This is a genomic window from Vibrio sp. JZG10, assembly GCF_054064075.1.
Map to the genome: position 1 here is coordinate 371,825 of NZ_JBSUGE010000001.1, position 23,635 is coordinate 395,459.

Sequence of the window (23,635 nt, forward strand, 5' to 3'; positions counted from 1 at the left end):
ATGAATACATTAGAAAAAATTCAAAAAAACCTGGAGAATTTCAGTAAGTCAGAGCGCAAAGTTGCGGAAGTAATTATGGCGTCTCCACAAACTGCAATTCATTCAAGCATTGCAACGTTGGCTAAAATGGCTGATGTTAGTGAGCCCACTGTAAACCGCTTCTGTCGTCGTCTGGACACCAAGGGCTTTCCAGATTTTAAGCTTCACTTGGCACAGAGCCTAGCCAACGGTACCCCTTACGTTAACCGTAACGTGGAAGAAGACGATGGCCCAGACGCGTACACCCATAAGATTTTCGAATCGACCATGGCGTGTTTAGATGTCGCGAAAAACAGCCTAGATCCAATGCAAGTGAACCGTGCGGTCGATTTGCTAACGCAAGCGAAGCGCATTTCATTCTTTGGCCTTGGTGCATCATCTTCTGTAGCCCGAGACGCACAAAACAAGTTTATTCGCTTTAACATTCCAATTACTTGTTTTGAAGACATTGTCATGCAGCGCATGAGTTGTATTAACTGCAGTGATAATGATGTTGTGGTTCTTATTTCTCACACAGGTCGAACGAAGAGTCAGGTCGAAATAGCAAACCTTGCTCGTGAAAACGGCGCGACGGTCATTGCGATTACAGCAAAGGACTCACCGCTAGAAAAGGCAAGTTCACTCGCTATTACGCTTGATATTCCTGAAGATACCGACGTTTATATGCCAATGGCGAGTCGAGTTGTACAGATGACGGTGATTGATGTACTGGCAACTGGCTTCACACTTCGCCGTGGTACAGGTTTCCGAGAGAACCTAAAACGCGTAAAAGATGCGTTGAAAGACAGTCGCTATGACAAGCTAAGTCAGTACTAAGTCCTGCTGTTTAGTGAAAGTTTAATAAAGGGGAGCTCAACGCTCCCCTTTTTTTCAATGTGCTTTAGATCAATACATCAACCCAAGTCGTTCACACTCGATAAGTCCGTTCTTGATTCAAGCACTTCTACAGAGCTCACGTGTTGTGTGCTCTCTGCCACACACTCTCCACTGTAATCACAGACTTGCTGCAATATGTATATCAAACGTTCCTGATTAAGGGGTAGCGGGTTGCCTTTGATCGCCATCGACTTAAGCGCATCGTTCGCCACTTGTTCAAAAGAAGTTTGGCATACTCCGAATTGGCCAAGTAACGGCAACGCTAACTTATCTAACACCATATTTACCCAAAGAACCCCATCGTGCTCATTCGCGTTCGCACGATCGGTAACCAGTTGGGCAAGTTTACGATAACGATTTATCACATCATTCCTACCAGCGAGCTTCGCGGCGTTAATATTTTCCTGCATCACGTGCGGTGCAAGACGCGCCGTGATCACGCTGTGGGGAGCATCTAACTTACCTCCTAACGCCGACGCAAGCCCATGCGCAGCACCTAATTTGGCATTAGTAATGGCCATGCCACCGAGCAACGCAGCGAATGATAAATCCGAGCGAGCCTTATGATTATCTTGCTTACAAGCAGCAATCACTGAACGGCTTAAACGACGAAGTCCCTCTTCGCACACCATATCTGTAAGAGGGTTTGGCTCACCACACACATACGCTTCCATCAAATGAGTGAACGCATCCATCGCGCCACGCCCGGATGTGTATTGATCGGTTCCATAAGTGAGCGTCGGATCCACAATGGCAACGTCTGCCAGCATATCAGGGCTTCGAAGACTCACTTTCACTTTATCTTGTCCAGACTTCAACACCGCATTTCGAGTCACCTCTGAGCCCGTGCTTGCTGTCGTAGGAATTGCAATAAAATGAAGAGGTTTTGCCTTTAATGGTACGTTTCTTCCTACCACTTCGACGTAATCGTAAACATTGCCTTGATTAGGAATAATAGCGGCTAGGGCTTTACCCATATCGATGACACTGCCACCGCCAATAGCAATCACCATATCAGGCTGGAATTTTCTACCGAGTACCGCGGTCTCTTCTACCATTGTGATATAAGGTTCGCCATTGATTGCTACGTGTTGGTAACGCATATTTTGAGCTTTAAGGTAGTTAATGATGGGCGTGGCTCGTTGGGTGTCCTTCCCAGTTACCAGCAAAACACTGTAGCCAAATTGGTTGATAACGGATAATGAAGACTGAAGTGCACCTTCACCAAATATAATCCTTGTTGCAGTCATAAACTGAAACATACACATCCTCCCAAAATAATATACCCAAATAACCTCTTGCCCTCTGATTTAACACTTATGTAAGAGTTGAAGTCATTTGCGTATAGCCAGATTAGATTGCTATGTTTTTGAATAAAAAAAATTGACCAATTCCACCTTGCCATCATTAACCCCTTAAAATGTATGTTTTTTATGCGTCACTTCACATACTTTAGAGCCATAGAATAAGGGAGCGCGTTTAGTTTTTATTCGATAGATTTCACCTATAGAACCAAGAGGTAATTGCCGCTTTATTTCCGTATCTGGATCGGGCATAGTTACTGCAACAAAAGAGAGCGCACTCAGCCGCTATGTTTTGTACGCTTTCAAAAAAGAATAGATTTAGGAGAAATAAGATTATGTTCGTTGTTATCTTTGGTCGCCCTGCATGTCCTTTCTGTGTTCGTGCAAAAGAACACGCAGAAACGCTAAAAGCGAAGCGTGACGACTTCAACTACCGTTACGTTGATATCCATGCTGAAGGCATTTCTAAAGCAGATCTTGAGAAAACAGTTGGTAAACCAGTTGAAACTGTTCCTCAAATCTTTATCGACCAAGAGCACATCGGTGGCTGCGACGAGTTCGAAGCATACGCGAAAGAGCACCTAGGTCTATTTGACGAATAATAAAGACAGTTTTTAAGAAAGCCGCTTCAAGCGGCTTTTTTATTATTTTTCAGTTGGTTATTACCTTACGTCAACTAATGGTAAAACCTAAAAAAATTCACTTATCTTTTTGCTATATTTAGTTACAATTCGCAATTCTTAATCTTTTTGGCACACACTTTACCGAGCCACACAGTGAACATAGACGTCGTATACCTTCTTGAGCAAAACCCTATCCTTCTAATCTTCGTCGTATTAGCCATTGGCCTTGCCATCGGAAAAATCCGATTTGGCAAATTACAACTAGGCAACTCCATAGGCGTTCTTATTACCTCGTTGGTAATGGGTCACCTTGGCTTCTCATTCAATGCAGAAGCATTAACCATTGGCTTCATGCTGTTTATCTATTGCGTTGGCATTGAAGCTGGACCAAACTTTTTTGGCATATTCTTCAGAGATGGTAAGCATTACTTTATTTTAAGTATGACCGTTCTCGTGTCCGCAGTCAGCTTAACGTATGGCTTGAGCCACTATTTCGGCCTCGATTTTGGCTTGTCAGCCGGTATGATGGCTGGCGCTTTGACAGCAACACCAGTACTGGTTGGTGCACAAGACGCTCTAAACTCCGGCCTTGCTACTATACCGCGCAATATGGATTTTTCTTTGGTATTAGAAAATCTATCTGTAGGTTACGCGATGGCTTATCTGGTGGGCTTAATTAGCATGATCATGTTCGCGAAGCTATTGCCAAAACTACAGAAGCAGAACCTGTCTGATTCTGCGCAGCAAATTGCTCAGGAACGTGGCCTTGGAAATTCAAGCCAAAGAAAAGTGTACTTACCGATTATTCGTGCTTACCGAGTCGGTCCAGAATTGATTGACTGGACAGACGGCAAGAACTTGCGTGAACTAGGCATTTATCGTCAAACTGGCTGTTACATTGAGCGAATCCGCCGTAACGGTATTCTCGCCCATCCAGATGGTGATGCCATTTTGCAAGAGGGTGATGAAATTGCACTGGTTGGCTTCCCTGATAGCCATGCTCGCTTGGATCCTAGCTTCCGCAACGGAAAAGAAGTATTTGATCGTAACTTGCTTGATTTGCGCATCGTTGAAGAAGAAATTGTCGTAAAAAGTGACGCTATCGCAGGCAAGCGTTTATCTGATTTAAACTTATCTGAGTTTGGCTGTTTCTTAAACCGCGTGGTACGTGCGCAAATAGAAATGCCGATGGACTTAGACATTGTTCTCGCTAAAGGTGACGTCCTTCAGGTAAGCGGCGAGAAAAGCCGAGTACATGGACTCGCGGAAAAAATCGGTTTCATCTCGATCCACAGTCAAATGGCCGATTTACTCGCTTTTTGCAGCTTCTTTATTTTGGGTATTCTGTTTGGCCTCATCACCATGACATTCGGCCAGGTTTCGTTCAGCTTGGGTAACGCGGTAGGTCTTTTGTTATCTGGTATTACACTTGGTTTCTTACGAGCAAATCACCCTACTTTCGGCTATGTCCCGCAGGGGGCGCTGAATATGGTCAAAGATTTGGGTTTGATGTTCTTTATGGTGGGAATAGGTCTAAGTGCAGGCGGAAAGATGTTCGAACACTTGACTCAAGTTGGTCCAAAAGTGATTGGTCTAGCATTCATTGTTAGTGTTGTGCCTGTGGTACTGGCCTATTTAGTGGGCGCACACATACTCAAGATGAACCGTGCCCTGCTCTTCGGTGCCATTATTGGTGCCCGAACTTGTGCCCCAGCTATGGATGTCGTCAACGACTACGCTAAATCCACCATCCCTGCTCTTGGCTATGCGGGTACCTATGCGATTGCTAATATTCTGATGACGTTAGCCGGTACGATCCTGATAATATTAAGTTAATAACTTTGACTGATGAAAGCAAAAAAGGCGCTCAATGAGCGCCTTTTGTATATCGGTTGTCTAATCAGTCATTCGATTAGATTTGGATAAAATCAGCTTCAACCGCTGGATTTACATCCGCTTCGTAATCTACGCCTTCAACACCGAAACCAAATAGTTTCAAGAACTCTTCTTTGTACTCTACGTAGTCAGTCAGTTCTTTTAGGTTCTCAGTCGTAATTTGAGGCCATAGCTCACGACAGTGCTGCTGAATGTCGTCACGAAGTTCCCAGTCATCCAGGCGTAGACGATTCATCTCATCCACTTCTGCTGCGCTACCATCTTCTTTGTACAGACGTTGGCTGAACATACGGTAGATTTGTTCCATACAGCCTTCGTGTACGCCTTCTTCGCGCATTTTCTTGAATACCATTGCAATGTACAGTGGCATAACAGGAATTGCGGAACTTGCCTGAGTTACAACAGATTTAAGTACAGCAACATTTGCACTGCCGCCTGTCGCTGTTAACTTGTCGTTTAGCGCTTTCGCCGCACGATCTAGGTCCATTTTCGCTTTACCTAGTGCGCCATCCCAGTAGATTGGCCAAGTTAGCTCAGTACCAATGTAGCTGTACGCGACTGTCTTACAGCCTTCAGCAAGAACACCAGCATCAGACAGTGCATTGATCCAAAGTTCCCAGTCTTCACCGCCCATAACGGTTACTGTGTCTTTGATTTCTTCTTCTGTTGCAGGCTCAACACTTGCTTCGATGATCACATCTTTGTTGGTATCAACGGCAGTTGATGTGTAAGTTTCACCGATAGGCTTAAGCGCTGAACGAACTAACTCGCCAGTTTCTGGCATTTTACGTACTGGGGAAGCCAGTGAGTAAACCACCATATCGATCTGACCTAAATCTTCTTTGATCAGTTCGATAGTTTTCTGTTTCGCTTCATTTGAGAAAGCGTCGCCGTTTAGGCTTTTTGCGTACAGGCCTTCTTCACGCGCTAGCTTTTCAAAAGCAGCTGCATTGTAGAAACCTGCCGTACCTGGTTTCTTCTCAGTGCCTTCTTTTTCGAAGAAAACACCGATAGTTGATGCACCGCCACCAAATGCCGCAGCGATACGAGAAGATAGACCGTAGCCACTTGATGCACCGACAACAAGAACGCGCTTAGGTGCGTTTTTGATTGGGCCTTGCGCTTTAGTGTACGCAATTTGTTCTTTTACGTTAGCTTCACAACCAACAGGGTGCGTTGTAGTACAGATAAATCCACGAATTCTAGGTTTGATGATCATATTCAACTTCCTTTAAAAAACCTTGTTAGGATAAAAGTTTCGTCGGGATTTCGCATCTAATTTCTGTAAAAATGCTCTGAAAAGGCAAGTGGTTGGAGCACTATCCCAACATCCACTCTGCAAGAACACAAAAAAGCACCTCATTGAGGTGCTTTTCTTAGTATTAACGGTTTACTATGCCGCCGGGTTCAAATGCGACTTTTTTGGGCAATCGGTTCGTACTTCAGAAAAGTCATGACTAAAGTGGTCAACTTGAATCGCCTTGTAACGCAATTTGTCTGCCGCCATGATTTGGTCAATTTCTTGCTCAGTTAACACGCCAATTTCAAATGCTTGCTGCAGACGGTCGTGTAGCAGACCTTTACGAGCCACTTTCCCATCCTTCGCCGCCTTCATAAGCTTACGCTCTAAAGGTTTGATTTCGTACATTGCGAGGAAGGCTTTCTCCATTAAGCCTACGCTGTCGTCGTCGGATTTTCCGATGTAGCAAAGATGCGTGAGTCGATCGCGTTGTGTTCCTGGCGTCATCATCGCTTCCGCCAGATTCACACACAGTTCATCGCTTGGCTTATTAAAATGATTACCAAGTGGGAACAATAACCCTTTCAGCACACCGCCAACGTATTTCACAGGGAAGTTGGTATAAGCCTCATTTAATGACTTAGATGCGTTATACAAGCAGTGTTGAACGGCGTAGTGGACAAAATCCAGATCGCCTTGTTGACGTCCTTCATCTTCATACTTTTTCAGTGCGGCAGACGCCATATATAGATAGCTTAAGCCATCACCTAGACGTGCGGAAATCATTTCTTTACGCTTCAAATCACCGCCTAGTGTTAACATCGCGAAGTCAGCACTAACGGCAAGCGCTCGGCTTAATCTTGTGATTTCTTTATAGTACTGCTGTGTTGGGCCACTCATGTGCGCTTTTACAAACCGAGAACCAGTTAGCGCCGCGCCAAATGCACCAAATGTATTGCCTACAGCATGTTTGATGTGTTTAAAGAGCAAGTTGTCAAATTCTTTCGCCCCTTGTTCAGAATCTGGATTCGCAGCAGCTTCCATTTCTTGTAGTACATATGGGTGACAACGAGTCGCACCTTGACCAAAAATCATCAGGTTACGAGTCAGAATATTCGCGCCTTCAACAGTGATAGCAACTGGAATACCGAGATAATGTTTAGCAAGATAGTTCATTGGGCCATCTTGAATCGCACGACCTGCATGAATATCAAACGAATCATTTAGAATAGTACGCGCGATTTCCGTCATGTGGTACTTGGCAATCGCGGTTACGATCCCAGGTTTTTCTTTCATATCGAGAGACGTCGTCGTCAGCGTACGTGTTGCTTCTAGTAGATAAGTAAGGCCACCAATGCGCCCCATTGCTTCTGCAACACCCTCAAACTTACCGATCGACATACCAAACTGTTTACGTACGTAAGCATAAGCACCGGTTGTACGTGTAGTAAGGTGGCCAATCGCTGTGCCAAGCGCTGGGAGAGAGATACCACGACCAGCAGAAAGACACTCAACCAGCATACGCCAACCTTTACCTGCGTAATCAGCGCCACCGATCAACCAGTCCATAGGAATGAAGACATCTTCACCACGAGTCGGACCATTCATGAATGCAGAACCCAGAGGATCATGGCGCTCGCCTATCTCGACACCTTCATGGTCAGCGGGGATCAGCGCACATGTGATTCCAACCTCTTTCTTATCACCAAGTAGCCCTTCTGGATCCTGTAGCTTAAATGCTAATCCGAGCACTGTCGCCACTGGCGCAAGTGTGATGTAGCGTTTATTCCAGCTAACTCGCACGCCAAGCACTTCTTTGCCTTCGTGAGTGCCATAACAAACTACGCCTTGATCTGGTATACCACCGGCGTCAGATCCCGCTTCGGGCCCTGTTAATGCAAAACAAGGAATGTCGGTACCATCAGCTAAACGAGGCAACCAGTAATCTTTTTGCTCTTGTGTACCGTAGTGCGATAAAAGCTCACCTGGACCAAGAGAGTTCGGTACCATTACCGAGACAGCGGTGCTGATGCTACGAGTCGCAATACGAGAAACAATGGTTGAGTTCGCTAAAGCGGAAAATTCACGACCACCATACGCTTTTGAAATGATCAGTGAGAAAAATCGCTCTTTACGTAAGTACTCCCATACTTCAGGCGGTAAATCCCTGTCTTCTTTGACAATCTTCTGGTCATCAAGCATTTCTAGCAGGGTTTCAAGCTCATTATCCATAAATGACTGCTCTTCTGCTGTCAGTGTCGGCGTTGGATAATGGTGCAATGTAGTGAAGTTAGGCTTGCCTGAAAATAGTTCGGCATCCCACCACACACTACCCGCTTCCATCGCCTCTTTCTCGGTGCTAGAGAGAGGTGGCAATACTTTTTTGAACACTTTAAAAGCTGGGTCACTAATCCATTTTCTTCGTAGAGAGCTCATAGTTCAGATCCTTTTGTTCACGTAACCGCTCTGGGCATAATTTTATTATTGGTTTAACTTTCTTATTTGTCTTGTGCCAACTGCTTCGCTGACATTCCTGCTGACAAATAAGGAATCAGTAAATCGACGACAGATTTCACATCGACTTCCTTTTCAAATTTACTTTCAGCAAGCTCCGAAAGAGCCTGGCTTGAAGCCATCGTAAATACGCAGGTACCTAGCGTGAAGTGCAGTCGCCAAAACAGCTGCTCCTCACATAGTTCCGGGTTTGCCTTCATTATCGAGAAGGTGAAGAGGTTAAGTACCTCTTCATATCGAGTGGTGATGAACCAACGCAGATGACCTTGTACGTCTGTGTAACCACGGCCAATTAACAACATGAATAATGCAGTACCATTGGGGCGCACATCATTTAATGTACGCAAAGGTAAACGCAATGACTCAAAGACGTCGTCCATGTCGTAGCTATCACGCGTATTTAACTCAATTAGTGAGGTTTTAATGCTCGGCATGAGCGCTTCTAGGTATCTATCTAAAACCGCTCTAACTAGCGTTTTTTTATCGCCAAAGTGATAATTTACCGATGCTAAGTTGACGTTCGCTTTACCTGTTATCGTTCTTAGCGAAGTATCATTAAAACCATGTTCAGCAAAGAGTCCTTCTGCGACATCGAGTATTTTTTCTTTTGTTGATGTTCTCGGGGCCATTTTAATCACTCGTATTAAACAACTGTTTGAAAATATACTCCTGAAACTTTAGATTAACAAATGATTAACATCACACTTTCACCAATTGGTCTGACCAGAACTTAGAAGGTGTGATCTAATCTTTTGAATTTAAGTCTAATAAGCAAATGATGCTCGCCTGAAGAAAATGACCAAGTTTCGCAAACCATCGTATTTGAAACGCTAGCAATGTCGTTAGGCGGTCGGAGCAGGAGGTGCGGGTTTGAAATGCAATTTAAGTTTATAGCTACTATAGAAAAGAGGGCTATCGAGTTTCAAACCGCCATTAAGTTGGTTACGCTGTTCGCCTCTTCTCTTACTTCTTTACGATACAAGCGGGCAGAAAGAATTAAATCGAATTTTTTTTGAAAAAAAATGGAACTGTTTGGAAAAGGCTCGGTCTGAATAAATGTAACAACTAGGGCATTTTAAGTTTCACTAGCCGTCAAACTTGTTTCCATCTAATTGTTACGTTGCTGCTTTTTTCTTATTAACTCCTATGTTTGTATCCGCCCAGTCAAATTTTCGGCTGGGCTTTTTTTCGCCCGCAGATCTACCACCTAACTTTTCGATGATTCCGTTCATCTCCATGGTCTAGACATCCGCTCAATACGAAAGTGTCGCTATTAAGTCGCTGATGTACTGAACTATGGGTATAAAAAAGCCTCCCGATTGGGAGGCTTTACAAAATAGCGCATTTTTATCTTACGCTTGCGCTTTCTTAGGCAAAGAAAAGTGCAGTAAGGCATAGCCAAGTAATGCTGCTGTCGTCGAACCCATTAAGATACCGAGTCGAGCATAGGTATCAAATTCAGGACTTACATTTCCGAACGCTAAAGAGGAAATGAAGATAGACATTGTAAAGCCAATACCACACAACACAGATACCGCAAAGATATGCTTGAAGTTAACGCCTTCAGGTAACTTAGCAACGCCCATTTTTACCGCTGCCCAGCTAAAGGTAAAGATACCTAGAGGCTTACCAACCAGTAGACCCAAAGCAATACCGAGTGGCAGCATTGAAGTTAGACCTGACATCGATACGCCTTCTAACGAAATCCCCGCATTGGCAAATGCGAATAGAGGCAGAATACCAAATGCCACGTATGGGTGAAGCGCGTGCTCCATATGTTTAAGTGGAGAATGTTCGCCCTGCTTTCCCTTTAGTGGGATAGCAAAACCAATCACTACACCTGCCAATGTTGCGTGAACACCAGATTTAAGCACCGCGAACCATAAGATCGCACCGACGATCATGTATGGCGTAAGTTTTGTTACTTCCTTCGCATTCAACATGAATAGGACACCAGTCATGATGAAGCCAACAAGCAACGCCATGGTCGACAGGTCACCGGTGTAAAATAGCGCGATAATAACAACCACACCTAAATCATCGATGATAGCAAGCGCCAGCAAGAACACTTTTAGACTTACTGGTACACGCTTACCTAATAACGCCATGATACCTAAAGCAAAAGCGATATCTGTCGCCGCTGGAATTGCCCAACCAGAAATCGCCTCAGGGTCGTTGGCATTAAAGGCTACGTAAATAAGAGCAGGAGCTAACATACCGCCAACCGCTGCAATCGCAGGGAAAATTGCGGTTTCTTTTGATTTTAACGCACCTTCAAGTAGCTCTCGCTTAACTTCAAGGCCAATGAGTAAGAAGAAAACAGCCATTAGGCCGTCATTAATCCAGTGAGAAACTGACATACCAAATACATAAGTATGCAGTACAGATTGATAAGTTTCGCCCAGCGGTGAGTTAGCAATGGTCATCGCAATTGCCGCTGCAATCACGAGAAGAATACCACCAGCTGATTCCATTTTGAAAAAGTCACGAATGACATCGTTCATGGTTTCGTCCTTATATTTATTATCTTAATAAACGATTAACAAAGAATGATAAGAGTGTATAGCGGTCGAAAACTTTAGAATAATCGCTTCTTCAGAGTATAAACTTCGATTTTTCCGATATGAAGTTTACTATACATCGTATTTTCCAACATAACACTCAATTTTGATCACAGCGCGTACTTGTTGTTATCGCGCCAAATGTTTATCAAGATTATGAGAAAATCAGCATAACATGGCATGTACTGTCATGATAACCCCATACTTTTGAGAAAAATTCAGGAAGTTTCATCCACTAAAAAACCACCCATTGGGGTGGTTTTTATCAGAATTTAATAACCGGTGAGCTGCATAAAGCCCCAAGCCTCGTTGGAGCCAGAAGCTAAGGTGGGACCTTCCCAATACGGTATAACAAACGGAAGCCACATATCTGATTTGATAATACGAGTGGTCAAGTTAATTTGATGCTTTGGAATATTAATAATCCACTGCAAAGGCAGCCTTCTTCCATTTGATAAACTGGTCACTTGCATTGGTTTAATACTGATATCATCATCTGAGAGATTAATGACTTTACCTGAGCGTGTGGACAAGGTGCCAAACACATGCGGTGTTTGTCCATGGTGGCGGTAGCGGCTGACTGTCAGTGCTCGACCATCATCTAAATTGAATACAAACCAATCCCACCCCTGTTGCCCTTCACCAATTAAGCCACTGCCCCACTCTTTCTGAGCCCAAGCAGAGCCAGCAACAGAGAAGCGTTTGCCATTAATGTTCAAACTCCCTTTCACCTTTAAAAATGGCGCACTAAAACTGAAAGAGGCAACAGATTGCAACGCGTGTTTAACCTGAAAACCTTTGTCTCCATTCACGACAAAGGGGCCATTTGTCATAGTATTAAGATCTAAACCAAACGTATCGGTAGTCACATTCAAGTTACCAGGGAAAGGCGTTGCACCAAGTGAACGCCACGTCCAATTATCAATCCATAACCTGAAAGGACGATTAGTCATGCCAGCTTGGCCTATCCCGCCTCTCGCTACACGTTGCTCTTTCCAGACGTGCGAACCATGGCTAACGACAACATGTGAAATGTACAGTTGAGGGTTTTGCCATCCGCTGGTTTCTCGCTCATCCGTCGCGACCCTGAAGTAGCTCCATTGAACATTGTATATTTTCCCTTGTTCATCTTTCAGTTTCGCAAAGTAGTGCCACCATTCATGTTGGTACTCGGGATGAAAGCGAAAATCTGACGGTAAAGAGACATGCTCGTCAGGTAATACAGGTTCGAAAATCGTTTGATTTTCACGCGTTAGAATAGAATTAAGCTCGCTTTCTTGTGTCGCTGTCGCTTCCAACCAAAAAGTTGAGTAAAAAGCAGCACCGGTCAAAAAGGCAAACGTAATAACAATCATCGTTGAAACTAACAAGCGTTTTTTAGAGCCCACTTTTTTCATTACAACGCATCCCTTAATGACTTCATTGGCGTACTCTTAATCATTCTAATAACTGGCAATGCTCCAGCAATCATGATGGCAAGCATCGCCCAAGCAATAGTTTGAGCATATTCCCAAGGGATCGTTTGAAGCTCCAGAGACCAGCCGAATGATTGCTTAATGATAATATCAACGATCAAGTGTGCAAGTGCCAGACCAAGTGGCACCGCAATAATCGCGGAAATGGCCCCGAAGACAAACAACTGCAAACCACCCAATGCGACAAGTTCCTTTCCGGATACCCCCATACATCTCAGCAAAGAGAAGTGCCGCTGCCGCGACAGTTCGCCCGCCAATGTCGCGAAGAATAAGCCAAACACAGCAATAATCAGCGTGATGTTGCCCAAGGTTCCTGCAATAGCGAAGGTATGATCAAATACCCTCATTGCCTGACTATAGATATTACCATTATCAAACACACGGTCTTGCGGGAGGCGGAATACATTTTCTAAGCGATTTTTCAGCCCCTCCCCATTAACGCTATCTTTTAACACCACACCAAGGCCAACATTGCCCGTCCCTGCAAATGCATACAGCCAATTCCGGTGCGACATCATCACCTGGTTATACGGGTTTCCATAATCGTAATAAACACCAACAACTTGCCAGTCTCCACCCAGTGGTTCCTGCAAGTTAATGAAGTCTCCTGGGCGAATATCCAACTTCAAGGCCATCGATTCACTCACCATCAAGCTCTTGGTCGCGTGCAGTTGATACCAGTAATTCGGGACACCTAGTTTTACCGTCAGTGCATCTAGCTCACCTTCAGAAGAGCCTGTACTCACCACTTGCAAAGCACCATGTTCGGTTGGCATATCTTTTTCCCAACGCCACCAAACCGAGTTGACTTCTGGTTGGTTTTGCAGCCACGCACTCATCCGAGCTGCTGAGTTATTTGTCGGATAGATATAAATATCCGCTGCTAATCGCTGGCTCAGCCATTTATCGGTCGTATCCCTAAAGCTGCCTACCATCGTTTCTACGCCGATGTTTGCCGCCAGTGCCAACATAAACGCCATTGTTGCCACACCGCGATAACTCATGCTCGCAGCCGCATCGGCAAAAAACCAACGTACACGTACCCAACGCATGGTGTAAGAAAAGCTCTGGAACATATGCCACATAATAAATGGCATGAACAAGGCCACACTAACCAACATCAGCGCAATAATGGCAAAGCCAGTTTCTTGTGTTTTCGGTGCTTGATACACTGCGATTGCCGCGACACAAAACGCACACGCAGCAAGAGCCTGCCAAGAGAACTCACGCCCTGCAAATCGCATTAATGACAGTCGAGAAGATAGACGAATTGGCTGTGACTTCAACAAACGAATCAATGGCCACAAACACGATATTAATGCGCCCATCGCTGCCATGATCAGACTATATAAGCTGGACTGCCAAGACCATCCTATTGTTAAGCCTACGTTGGCATCGTACAAATCGCTCAGGCTCGATGAGACTGCAGGGATCAGTTCATTTGCCAAGATCAAACCAAAAAAGTTACCACACGCCCACGCAATAAAGACGAGCAACGACAACTCTAACAACAATGCTTGAGCCAACTGCGTTCCGTTGACCCCCGTCTGTCTCAAAATACCCACCAAACGTTGTCGCTGAATAAATGACAAAGACATCGCTTGATAAAAAATAAACAACCCGACCAAAAATGACAGCATCCCCATCGCAGTGAGATTCATGTGGAATGCATTAGTTAACGACTCAAGCTCCGTACGCGTATTCCTAACGAGCGTCATGCCATTGGGAAGCATATTTTTCAGTGCTATTAGCTTTTCCTCTGGCATTTCACCACAAGAAATCGCAGATAAACCTGAGCTCCGCTTGAGCATACGCAACAACGATATATCAGTAACCAGCCGAGTCCCTGAGAGCATTTTGTTTTTATCGACTTGAATCGGTCCGAGACGACTTCCGTCATTCATCTCAATAAAGTCCCCATCCTGCCAACTCATGTAAGCGGCCAAATCTTGACTGACTAGAATGGGATAAGGAGGTTTCATTAATGATAGAACGGGCATCTCACCCACAGATTTGCCTTGCTGCAATGGAATCATCGCGACAGGATCAATCCCCACCAGCATCAAGCTCATATCGGTTTTAGCATCTAGATGTAGCACGTCAAACGGCGCACATTGGTTAAACCCAGCTCGACGCAACTGGATATAGAAACCTTGAGGGATTTTATTGGCAGAGTGTTTAGTTCGGATTCGGTATGGCAAAGGATTGGAGAAAAGCTTTTCTCCTGTCGCATAACTTTGTTTTGCATGCTGGTTGATAGAAGTAACACCAACAAGAAGGGACACGCCTAAGGTTAACCCTAGCCAGACAAGAATAATTTGTAGTGGGTAACGACGGTAATGACCGAGTAGTGCCTTAACTACGGGCCATAACATGCAGTTGCCCTCCTTGAAGTCGAATCTTACCTTCCATATGGGCCGCCACTTTTTCACTGTGCGTCACTAACAGCAAAGTACACTCCAGTTGGCGAGCGAGACTCGTCAATAAGCGCATTACCGCTTCTGCGTTTCGCTCGTCTAGGCTACCAGTTGGCTCATCAGCGAGTAGGATTTTAGGTTCCATATAGAGTGCGCGAGCAATAGCAGCACGTTGTTGCTGACCACCAGATGCTTCTTCCGGGTAGCGGCCTAGCAGAGGCATCAAATCCAGAGCAGAAAGAATTTGACGCCATAACTCTTTATCTTCTGGCAAACCCTTTAACTGACGACAAAAACGAATGTTATCGGCAATATTGAGCGTAGGAAGCAAGTTGAACTGTTGGAAGATATTACCAATATTGTTGCGGCGATAAAGGGTTCTCAAATGCTCTGGCGCATCATGCATGGCAAAATTTGGAAACTGAACTTCACCAGAGTCTGCAGTATCCAGTCCGGCAATTAAGTTCAGCAAAGTACTTTTACCCGAACCACTTTCTCCCATCAGAGCGACTTGGTCACCTTGCTGTAATGTTAATTCTGCCCCTTGTAATACAGGGTGAAATTCTCCCCCGTCTACATAGCCTTTACATAGGTCTGACAGTTTTAACATTGATTATGCCGCTCGGATGGTATTTAAAAATTGGGATCAGAATCTACACTAAAATCCTGTTAGTAGAAAGTATTTTGAATGCTTGATCACACTATGAGAGTACAAATGCAACTCGATTCACTTTCTGTTCCTAATTTTGTTGACGTATTGAGCAGATTTTTGCAGCTGCAGAAAGCTCTGTTTACCTCTATTGACCGATAAGGTTTTTCATCCATTTTCGGCTCACCATTCTTGGCAGACAAATCGTCCACTTCACAACTTCCTCGGTCAAAAAGAGTAAGTAAACCCATTGTGGGTCCCAACCGAGCTGAATCGCTGCAAATGCCGCGAGTGGAATCCCGATTACCCACTGCGCAAGAATGTCTTGATACAAACAAAACTTAACGTCACCACCTGCACGTAATACCCCAACAATGACCATCATCGGCACCGAGCGTAGTACGACACCTAAAGCAAGAATCACCATAAACTGTTCAGCTAACTGGCGAGTATCCGCTGTCAGTGCACTAAACGCATTAAGGATCCATTGATTGGACACTATCAATACAACAGCGACCACAAATGCGATAAACACATTCAAAATGACCGTAGCCCAAGCTTGGTAATACACAGGTTCAAAGTTTTTCGCGCCGAGTTGGTTACCCACTAAAACCGCAGCTGCATTCGATAGGCCAATCATCATAGCGAGAGCGATTGACTCAACGGGCGTCATCACCGACAACGCTGCCAAACCTTGCACACCCGCTTGCCCCATGATGGCATGGTAAGCGAACAATCCACCAGCCCATGCCAAAAAGTTAAATGTGGTCGGTAAGGAAAGGCTCAAGAAACGCGTTATTTTGTCTAAAACCAAACCTGCGCGTATATCATCCCAACCAAATGCAATTATGTGTTTCTTCAGCCATAAATAGCCAAATAGACAACCGACTTCGATCGCGCCACTGATAACCGTTGCAATGGCTGCCCCTGTAATCCCTAAAGCAGGAAAACCTAAGTGACCAAAAATTAACACCCAGTTGAGGAAAACATTAGACAGAATGCCTATACCACTAAAAAATGTGCTCAGCCCCGGTTGGTGCATCGCTCTCAAGCCCACCGACATACTAGCGACACACGCAACAGCAAACATGCTAACGGATGAAATAATTAGATAGCTGGCCCCTAACTCAATCACTTCTTGTGAGTCTGTAGTCAGTTTCATGACTGGCTGTGGGAAAATAACAAACAAAGCAACGGCAATGGCGGCAAACACCATGGCTATCATCCATGTTAAAGCGGTACTGCGACGTACCCCGACTTTATCGCCCGCCCCCCAATATTGTGCGGTCAGTAATGCACCACCCGTCGTCACCCCAACTAACATGATGGTAGTAACAAACGTCGCGCGCGCCGCTACCCCAACAGCGGCTATTTCAGCTTCACCAAGTTGGCCGAGCATAAGCACATCGACGAGGCTTCGGCTAGAAAACATCATGCTTTGCAGTGTAATTGGTAGCGCGATCGCGAATAAGCGACGTAAGAATGCTTTATCTGCATGTATTGAGAGTTGAGAGAGAAAAGTCACAAGCGCTCCAACGACAACTTATTGATAGAATGGGGAAAGTGTCTCATGATTATACTCTGTGGTGTTTATTCCACCAACGATTAAAAGGACAGATAATGAAAAAGGTGTTGGTGCTAGGCGCCTCGGGTTACATTGGTTCTCAACTTCTTCCGTTACTTTTAGACAAAGGTTACGCCGTCACGGCTGCGGCGCGGCATATCGATTATTTGGAGTCAAGGACTCGGCCCCATCCTAATTTAACGTTGCGGTATTTAGACCTAGCCGACGCAGAAGCCACGCTCGCTGTGGTGAACGATTTTGACTTGGTATTTTTCCTAGTGCACGGAATGGCACAAGGCGATGACTTTGTTGAGTACGAGCTAAACCTTGCTTTGAACTTTAAATACGCATTGGAGCAAAGCCGTGTCAAACATGTCATTTATTTAAGTGCCATCCAACCGCAAACCGGAAACTCGCGTCATTTAGCCGCACGCAAAGCAACGGGCAAAATTATCCGACAGTCTGGCGTTCCAGTAACTGAATTGCGTGCAGGCGTCATCATTGGCCCCGGCTCCGCGGCTTTCGAGATCATGCGAGATTTTGTCTACAACTTACCTATTTTGATTGCGCCTAAATGGGTCGACTCAAAAGCCAACCCTATTGCCCTACCCAACCTCAATCACTATTTATTGCAGCTGGCCGAAGCATCACCCCCAGAAGAAAACCAAATTTATGAAGTTGGTGGGCCAGATACACTCAGCTACCGCGAGCAGTTTAAAGTCATTTGCCGAATCACCAACAAGCCTTATCGGCTGTGGTCGACACCGTTGCTTACCCCCAAAATGGCATCGTACTGGCTCGGCTTGGTCACCTCTGTACCAGCAAACATCGGCAAAGCATTACTCGCGGGGTTAGAGCATGATTACATCGCCGATTCCAAAGCGATTGAAGCACGATTTCCGCAAACGCTGATCAGCTACGAGCAAGCGGTATCCGATACCATTCAAGATGAAGGCACGTTTGTGCGCAGTAATGTTTGGGGCTTTGAGCCAGCGGCACTTCGTCGATGGCAACCGGGGTATGGCTACTACCCTAAACAAGCCGGTGCGAGCATAAAAACTCAAGCCTCCGCTGCGGCATTATGGAAAGTGGCTCAAAAAATCGGGAGTCGTGAAAAAGGCTATTACTTTGCCAACATTTTGTGGCGCACACGTGAATGGCTCGACATCTTTTTTGGTGGTGGGAAACCGATTCGCGTTTCTCCTCCGGGGCCGGAGCTCAAAGTCGGCGATTATATTGACTCTTGGAAAGTGATTCGCTGCGAGGAAGATCAGTTCCTCTCACTGTTTTTTGGGATGAAAGGCCCGGGGCTTGGACGTTTAGAAATTACCATCAAAGACCATGGTGATGAACGAGAACTGGATATCACCGCTTGGTGGCACCCACAGGGGTTTCTCGGGCTGCTTTACTGGTTTGCCATGATGCCAGCCCATCTATTCATATTCAAAGGCATGGTCAAAGCCATCGCGAAAGAAGCCGAAAGTATCAGTATTACTCCTCAGGTGGGACAGTCTCTGGAGAATCTAGAGAAATAGCCAGGTGATGAGCAATCCCCGCATGGCAATCAATGCACGATTGCTCTCGACTTTCCATCATTTGATGTCGACGCGCAACGGTTCGTCCTTGCGCTTCGAAATCCATCTTGTCAACGGAATGGCAATATCGACACTGCTTTGATTTATTCTCGATAAACTGCTGTGTGACTTCAGCAGCCAACCTCGGACGATGCTCCGCCTCGAAGTTCTCTAACGTAATTTCTCCAGTCAGTTTGTGATAGATGTCGGCTGTAGCGCCGATTTTCAATGCGATTTTAGCAAAAAACTCCCTAGGGACATGGCAATCACTGCACGTAGCGGCAACCACACCCTGAGCATTTTTGAAGTGTGGAGATGCTTGGTACTCCTCAACTATCGTATCCATCCCAATATGGCAACTGTAACAAAACTCGTTGCGATTGGTGTAATCCATACCAAAGTGAAAAACACTGAGGGCCGCCCCACCAAGGATAAACGCCAATAAGCCACCAATTGGTATGCCGAGCATCCATTTTCTGTTTGGTTTACGCCATAAACTCATTGGTGTTCATCCCAAAGCAGCGCTAGCGATAACTCGCATAGTATTCTACGAGCGCGTTTAAATCATCGGCACTAAGCCCTTTGAACGCCTCATCCATTTTTTTATCAACGGAGCGTTTGCCTTGCTTAAACTGTTGCAACGTAGTGGCGAGATAGCCCTTCTGCTGACCAGCTAAAATCGAAGCTTCATCCAGAGCGTTACTGCCACCATCCGAATGACAGTTCTCGCAACTTTTCGCGTGGATAGCCTTACCTTTCATCGCTAACGCTTGATCAAAAGACTGCTTAGCTGGCACAAACTCGAGCCCAGCATAATGTTTTGCTAACTCTTCAATCTGCGCCTCAGGTAAAGATTTAACTATCGACACCATGTCGCCTTTTTTGCTCGTGTCTCCGTAAGCGTGACTAACAGAATTTGCAGGCCTACCTTCTAGGTAACGTAGCATCTGGTCAAAAAAATTGAATTCGGGAATCCCTGCGATGGTAGGAATATTCGTGTCGGAACTAACACCGTCTGACCCATGACAGGCTTCACATTCGTATTGTGAAATTAGCTCACTTGGTGACGCTAAACTGTGGGAGGTCAAAACTGAGCTAATGGCTAACACCGAGGAAAATTTTAGAGATAATTTAATTAGTTGATGCATATTAGACTGACTCCGTAGTAATTATCTTTGTTAATCAAAACCAGACAGCGAATAAACGATAGGAAAATCAATTTATAAACGCGACTTAAAACCAACGATATCCAAGATAAAAATATTAAGCCGTCAACTATTTAAAGTAGCGTAGTTCAACACCCTTAATTTTTCTGCACCGACCTCTTCAATCACAGAAAAAACCAACCCAAACAATTGATTTGAAGGGACAATAATTTAAACCCAAAAATTACCACACAAAAATAGCGGTTTATTTTAATAATATTTCATATTGCGTCTATACTCTTACAAGCCATGTATTTCGATTTATTCAAGTGATGTAAATATGGATATTTTTCTTTTGGCTTGAATATAAAATTAATATTTCAATCAATCGTTTATTGAAATATTCAACCATTCCTATGCATTCCCACTTACTTTAGGACGAATCGAGAGGGACTATGAACGGTTTAAAGTCGATCGCTACATTAATATTTTTTATTTTACTGCTCAGCGGATGTGGTCCAGACAGCAAAAACGATCAGAATACACCACCACCTGCACTTGGTGATTTCAAGATCAGTGTTTCCGAGCCATCATTGGTCACTCAAGAAACCGGAGAAACCAAACTGGTGGTCAATTTTACCGTCAAAGACGGCAGTGGCAGACCTCATGAGCTAGACGAAACGAAAGATTTTCGCATCGCACTTCTTAAAGCAATGCCTTCTCGTGTCGATACACAAAACTCGAGCGATCCAGCCTTTGCCTTCAATGGGCGCCATGGCAACACTTATTGGAAGAGTTTCCATCACTCAAGTAATACCGCAAATAACCGTGCCAGCATGGAGAGTGTTTGGGATGGAACACTAGTAAAAACAGACGAGGGGTATCGCTACACGTTTGCCATTCCTGACGTTTTGAAAGTGTCAGATCCTTATACTGCCGACTCTTCTAGCAACAATGGTTTTATCGCTTGGGATGCGGATAAACTCCACCGAATCGTCATGGCGTATGGCGAGCAAGGCAACGGTTTTACCTACGTGTTTGAATGGGTGCCGCAAGAAAGTTCAGATGCGGTTGTCTCTCGCAATGTAATAGAAAAAGGCACCTGCGAAAACTGCCATATGGGCGAACCGCTTCATCATGGACCGGGTTATCGCTCAATTGATAACAACATTGCCGTTTGTACCGCTTGCCACAATGACAGTAACCCTAGCGCTGCGCCAGCCAGACGCCCTCTCGCTGCCGTTGTTCATCAATACCACGGTAATGTTTTCAAATTAGGTAGCGACAGAAATAACACCGACACTTACAAACAGCCTGTCGACGAGAATGACGTGCTCGTTACCGACATCAATGGTTTAGTCATTGAAGGCAACCCTTTCCCGCAAGATGCCCGCAACTGTACAACCTGCCATTCAACCGATGTCGCGAAAGCATCAGACGCCAACAATTGGTTTGAACACCCGAGCCAAGTTGCCTGTGAGACCTGTCACTTGTACCGAGACAGAGGCGCGCATGATAACCAAGTCGGTACGGCTTGGGTAAGAAACGGCGAGCCACAAAACTCCTGCTCGGGCTGTCACCGACCTTATGACCGAGATGACAATGGCGATCCAATCATCGGCCAAGACGCGAGCCGAAGTGCTAAAACGGTTCACGTAATGCGTTTAGAGAATCTTGCAAAAGCGCGTGATTCGCTTGAAATCAACGTTGAAAGCGCGCGATTTATTGATGACCAGTTTGAGGTTGAACTAAGAGTGTCGAAAGCGGGCACAGGTATTGGATCCATCAACGAACTGACCCCTTTCATTAATGAACATGGGCACCTCAATTTGTTGCTGAACTGGGATAACGGCCAAGGCCCGATGGTCGCAAACAACAGTCTCAACGTCGCCGATGATGGCGCACTTGGTGACGGCTGTGAGGCTCAAGGAGAAGGCCTATTCTTGTGTCATAAAGACTTCACTGACGCTGCGATTAAGCCAATCTCCAACTCTACGTTGACGGTTAACATCGCCGACATGCCACTTTGCGCCAACCGTAGAGATGGCGAGCTCGCCGAATGCGTCACGTTTGAAGGCATCGATCTTATCAAATCGCCTTTCGTCATTGCCGCCAATAACGCATCCGGCTCGTTTGATGTGTCTGGTATCAACAAGCAACACAAACTGCCAGTGGGCGCGGACATTTCATCGTGTAACGATTGTCACAAAGAGCTGGCTATCCATAAGCTTGGTGAGCATCCACATGCCGCCACCGACTTCCAACAATGTAAAAATTGCCATAACTCTGAACGTTCTGCGTTTTATCCTGGGATGGCAGCTGATCTAAAGTACCACGTGCACTCATTCCACGCCTTTGGCTCCGCTCATAGCGGTGAAGCGTCTTTCCCTGGCGCAGTCAACAACTGTGAGTCCTGCCATACCAATGCTCAATACAACTTACCTAGCCAACAAAATACGCGCCCTTCTCTGGCGAGTGGTAAATACTTTAGTCCTGCATTAGTCACCTGTGGCGCGTGTCACTTAGAGTCATCTTTAGCTAATGCTGACCCGGATACCGTGGCAGGAGATGCGCCTCTAAACCATATGCTGAATCACGGCGCGGTATTTGGAGCAGACACAGCAGCACAAGCAACGGGCTCCGAACAATGTGCGACTTGCCATGCTATTGGTCAGTCACAAGGGGTAGATAAGGTTCACAAGGTATACGACTACCGTTGAATTCGTCATTGAACACAATGCTTTGACAACTAAGGATAAGAAAAGGAAGAGCTATGAAAGCAATGTTTCTGCGGTGGTTGGTAGCTGGGATACTTGGGTTAGGCGTCATCTTCACCGTCAGTTCGGAAGATGTCGCCAAGCCAGAACCCGAAGCGGCGACGTTAACTCAAGAAGAAATGGAAACCATATTAGACACCAAGTTTTCCGAGGGGAAATATTCACGCCGCGGACCAGATGGCTGCCTTCGTTGCCATGACGATACATCAGATAAACCTGCAACGGGTATTTTCGACAACATTCATGGCAAGTCCGCAAACCTGCATGGGCCAATGAATGATAAACAGTGTGAAGCATGCCATGGCCCAGCGAACAATCACGAGCGCAATCCACGAAAAGGACAAGTTCGTGAGCCGATGATCACCTTTGGGCCAAACTCCCCTGTTCCGGCCGAAAAGCAAAACAGCGTGTGTTTATCTTGCCACCAAGATGCGAAACGCTCGACTTGGCATAGCAGTGAGCACGCTTTTGAAGGTCTGTCTTGTGCAAGCTGTCACCAACTGCATCAAAAAGACGATCCGATGATGGTTGCCGAAATGCAAGCAGACAAATGCACCGATTGTCACTCCCGCACCAAATCGGATATCCACAAACGCAGTCGTCATCCTATTATCGACGGCGTCATGACTTGTTCTAGCTGCCACAATCCACATCAGACATTAAATGAAGCGAGCTTGAATTGGTCAACCGTCAATAACGCTTGTTACGAGTGTCATGCGGAAAAACGCGGCCCATTCTTATGGGAGCATGAGCCAGTAACTGAAGATTGCACATCCTGCCACACACCTCATGGTTCAGTGAACAAAGCCTTGCTCAATAAACGGCTGCCAATGCTATGTCAGGAATGTCACCGTGTGCCACATGCAAACGTAGCCATTCCTGAAAACGACTTGAGAGTGCGCGGCGGAAGTTGTTTAAACTGCCACAATCAAGTGCATGGCTCTAACCACCCACGTGGTCAAACATTAAGTTATTAGGAGG

Annotated in this window: 17 protein-coding genes; 6 read left to right on the forward strand and 11 right to left on the reverse strand. The window is 45.4% G+C overall.

Features of this window, described 5'->3' with window-relative positions; all coding sequences use genetic code 11:
* Nucleotides 1-855 carry a MurR/RpiR family transcriptional regulator gene (locus ACWYVB_RS01695; RefSeq protein ID WP_005378021.1) on the forward strand — a complete coding sequence of 285 codons (855 nt, stop codon included), beginning with the start codon at nucleotides 1-3 and terminating at the stop codon, nucleotides 853-855.
* 77 nt (nucleotides 856-932) lie between these two features.
* Here the strand turns inward: ACWYVB_RS01695 and ACWYVB_RS01700 are convergent, their stop codons facing one another.
* Nucleotides 933-2,177, reverse strand: coding sequence for an iron-containing alcohol dehydrogenase (locus ACWYVB_RS01700; protein WP_457527722.1), 1,245 nt, complete (start codon nucleotides 2,175-2,177; stop codon nucleotides 933-935).
* A 377-nt stretch (nucleotides 2,178-2,554) separates the two neighbouring features.
* Between ACWYVB_RS01700 and ACWYVB_RS01705 the strand changes: the two genes are divergently transcribed.
* Together ACWYVB_RS01705 and ACWYVB_RS01710 are read left to right on the forward strand one after the other, a co-directional pair.
* Entirely contained in the window at nucleotides 2,555-2,821 is a 267-nt protein-coding gene (locus ACWYVB_RS01705) for a GrxA family glutaredoxin (RefSeq protein WP_005378026.1), read from the forward strand.
* 174 nt (nucleotides 2,822-2,995) lie between these two features.
* Nucleotides 2,996-4,678: an aspartate:alanine antiporter gene (locus ACWYVB_RS01710; RefSeq protein ID WP_006742623.1), complete on the forward strand. Its 1,683-nt coding sequence runs from the start codon at nucleotides 2,996-2,998 to the stop codon at nucleotides 4,676-4,678.
* A gap of 76 nt (nucleotides 4,679-4,754) precedes the next feature.
* Here ACWYVB_RS01710 and fabV read toward each other — a convergent pair whose 3' ends face one another.
* From fabV to ACWYVB_RS01750, 8 genes are all read right to left on the reverse strand, one after another.
* A complete protein-coding gene (gene fabV / locus ACWYVB_RS01715; protein WP_145532240.1) occupies nucleotides 4,755-5,957 on the reverse strand; it encodes an enoyl-ACP reductase FabV in 1,203 nt (400 codons plus the stop codon).
* Between the two features lie 174 nt (nucleotides 5,958-6,131).
* On the reverse strand, nucleotides 6,132-8,414 hold the full coding sequence (locus ACWYVB_RS01720) for an acyl-CoA dehydrogenase (protein ID WP_457527725.1): 2,283 nt from the start codon (nucleotides 8,412-8,414) through the stop codon (nucleotides 6,132-6,134).
* A 62-nt stretch (nucleotides 8,415-8,476) separates the two neighbouring features.
* Complete coding sequence (locus tag ACWYVB_RS01725) at nucleotides 8,477-9,121, reverse strand: TetR/AcrR family transcriptional regulator (RefSeq protein WP_005393225.1); 645 nt, start codon at nucleotides 9,119-9,121, stop codon at nucleotides 8,477-8,479.
* A gap of 723 nt (nucleotides 9,122-9,844) precedes the next feature.
* Nucleotides 9,845-10,996 (reverse strand): Na+/H+ antiporter NhaA, encoded by a 1,152-nt coding sequence (gene nhaA / locus ACWYVB_RS01730; protein WP_006742626.1) that lies wholly within the window; start codon nucleotides 10,994-10,996, stop codon nucleotides 9,845-9,847.
* A gap of 329 nt (nucleotides 10,997-11,325) precedes the next feature.
* Nucleotides 11,326-12,450: a lipocalin-like domain-containing protein gene (locus ACWYVB_RS01735; protein ID WP_258680832.1), complete on the reverse strand. Its 1,125-nt coding sequence runs from the start codon at nucleotides 12,448-12,450 to the stop codon at nucleotides 11,326-11,328.
* Nucleotides 12,450-14,903, reverse strand: a complete 2,454-nt coding sequence (locus ACWYVB_RS01740) for an FtsX-like permease family protein (protein ID WP_457527727.1) — start codon at nucleotides 14,901-14,903, stop codon at nucleotides 12,450-12,452. Before ACWYVB_RS01740 ends, ACWYVB_RS01735 begins: the two co-directional genes overlap by 1 nt.
* Nucleotides 14,884-15,555: an ABC transporter ATP-binding protein gene (locus ACWYVB_RS01745; protein ID WP_005393230.1), complete on the reverse strand. Its 672-nt coding sequence runs from the start codon at nucleotides 15,553-15,555 to the stop codon at nucleotides 14,884-14,886. Before ACWYVB_RS01745 ends, ACWYVB_RS01740 begins: the two co-directional genes overlap by 20 nt.
* Before the next feature lie 187 nt (nucleotides 15,556-15,742).
* Nucleotides 15,743-17,119 carry an MATE family efflux transporter gene (locus tag ACWYVB_RS01750; RefSeq protein WP_005393232.1) on the reverse strand — a complete coding sequence of 459 codons (1,377 nt, stop codon included), beginning with the start codon at nucleotides 17,117-17,119 and terminating at the stop codon, nucleotides 15,743-15,745.
* Between the two features lie 95 nt (nucleotides 17,120-17,214).
* Between ACWYVB_RS01750 and ACWYVB_RS01755 the strand changes: the two genes are divergently transcribed.
* The gene (locus tag ACWYVB_RS01755; RefSeq protein ID WP_182036723.1) at nucleotides 17,215-18,693 is read left to right on the forward strand and encodes a DUF2867 domain-containing protein; all 1,479 of its coding nucleotides are present in this window, start codon (nucleotides 17,215-17,217) and stop codon (nucleotides 18,691-18,693) included.
* Here the strand turns inward: ACWYVB_RS01755 and ACWYVB_RS01760 are convergent.
* Together ACWYVB_RS01760 and ACWYVB_RS01765 are read right to left on the reverse strand one after the other, a co-directional pair.
* A complete protein-coding gene (locus tag ACWYVB_RS01760) occupies nucleotides 18,650-19,234 on the reverse strand; it encodes a NapC/NirT family cytochrome c (protein WP_226421808.1) in 585 nt (194 codons plus the stop codon). The genes ACWYVB_RS01755 and ACWYVB_RS01760 overlap by 44 nt on opposite strands.
* Before the next feature lie 22 nt (nucleotides 19,235-19,256).
* A complete protein-coding gene (locus tag ACWYVB_RS01765) occupies nucleotides 19,257-19,880 on the reverse strand; it encodes a c-type cytochrome (protein ID WP_457527730.1) in 624 nt (207 codons plus the stop codon).
* Between the two features lie 452 nt (nucleotides 19,881-20,332).
* On the opposite strand from ACWYVB_RS01765, the gene ACWYVB_RS01770 reads away from it, so the two are divergent.
* Nucleotides 20,333-22,597, forward strand: coding sequence for an OmcA/MtrC family decaheme c-type cytochrome (locus ACWYVB_RS01770; protein ID WP_457527732.1), 2,265 nt, complete (start codon nucleotides 20,333-20,335; stop codon nucleotides 22,595-22,597).
* 53 nt (nucleotides 22,598-22,650) lie between these two features.
* Nucleotides 22,651-23,631 (forward strand): DmsE family decaheme c-type cytochrome, encoded by a 981-nt coding sequence (locus ACWYVB_RS01775; RefSeq protein ID WP_025604768.1) that lies wholly within the window; start codon nucleotides 22,651-22,653, stop codon nucleotides 23,629-23,631.
* The last annotated feature ends 4 nt before the right edge of the window (nucleotides 23,632-23,635 follow it).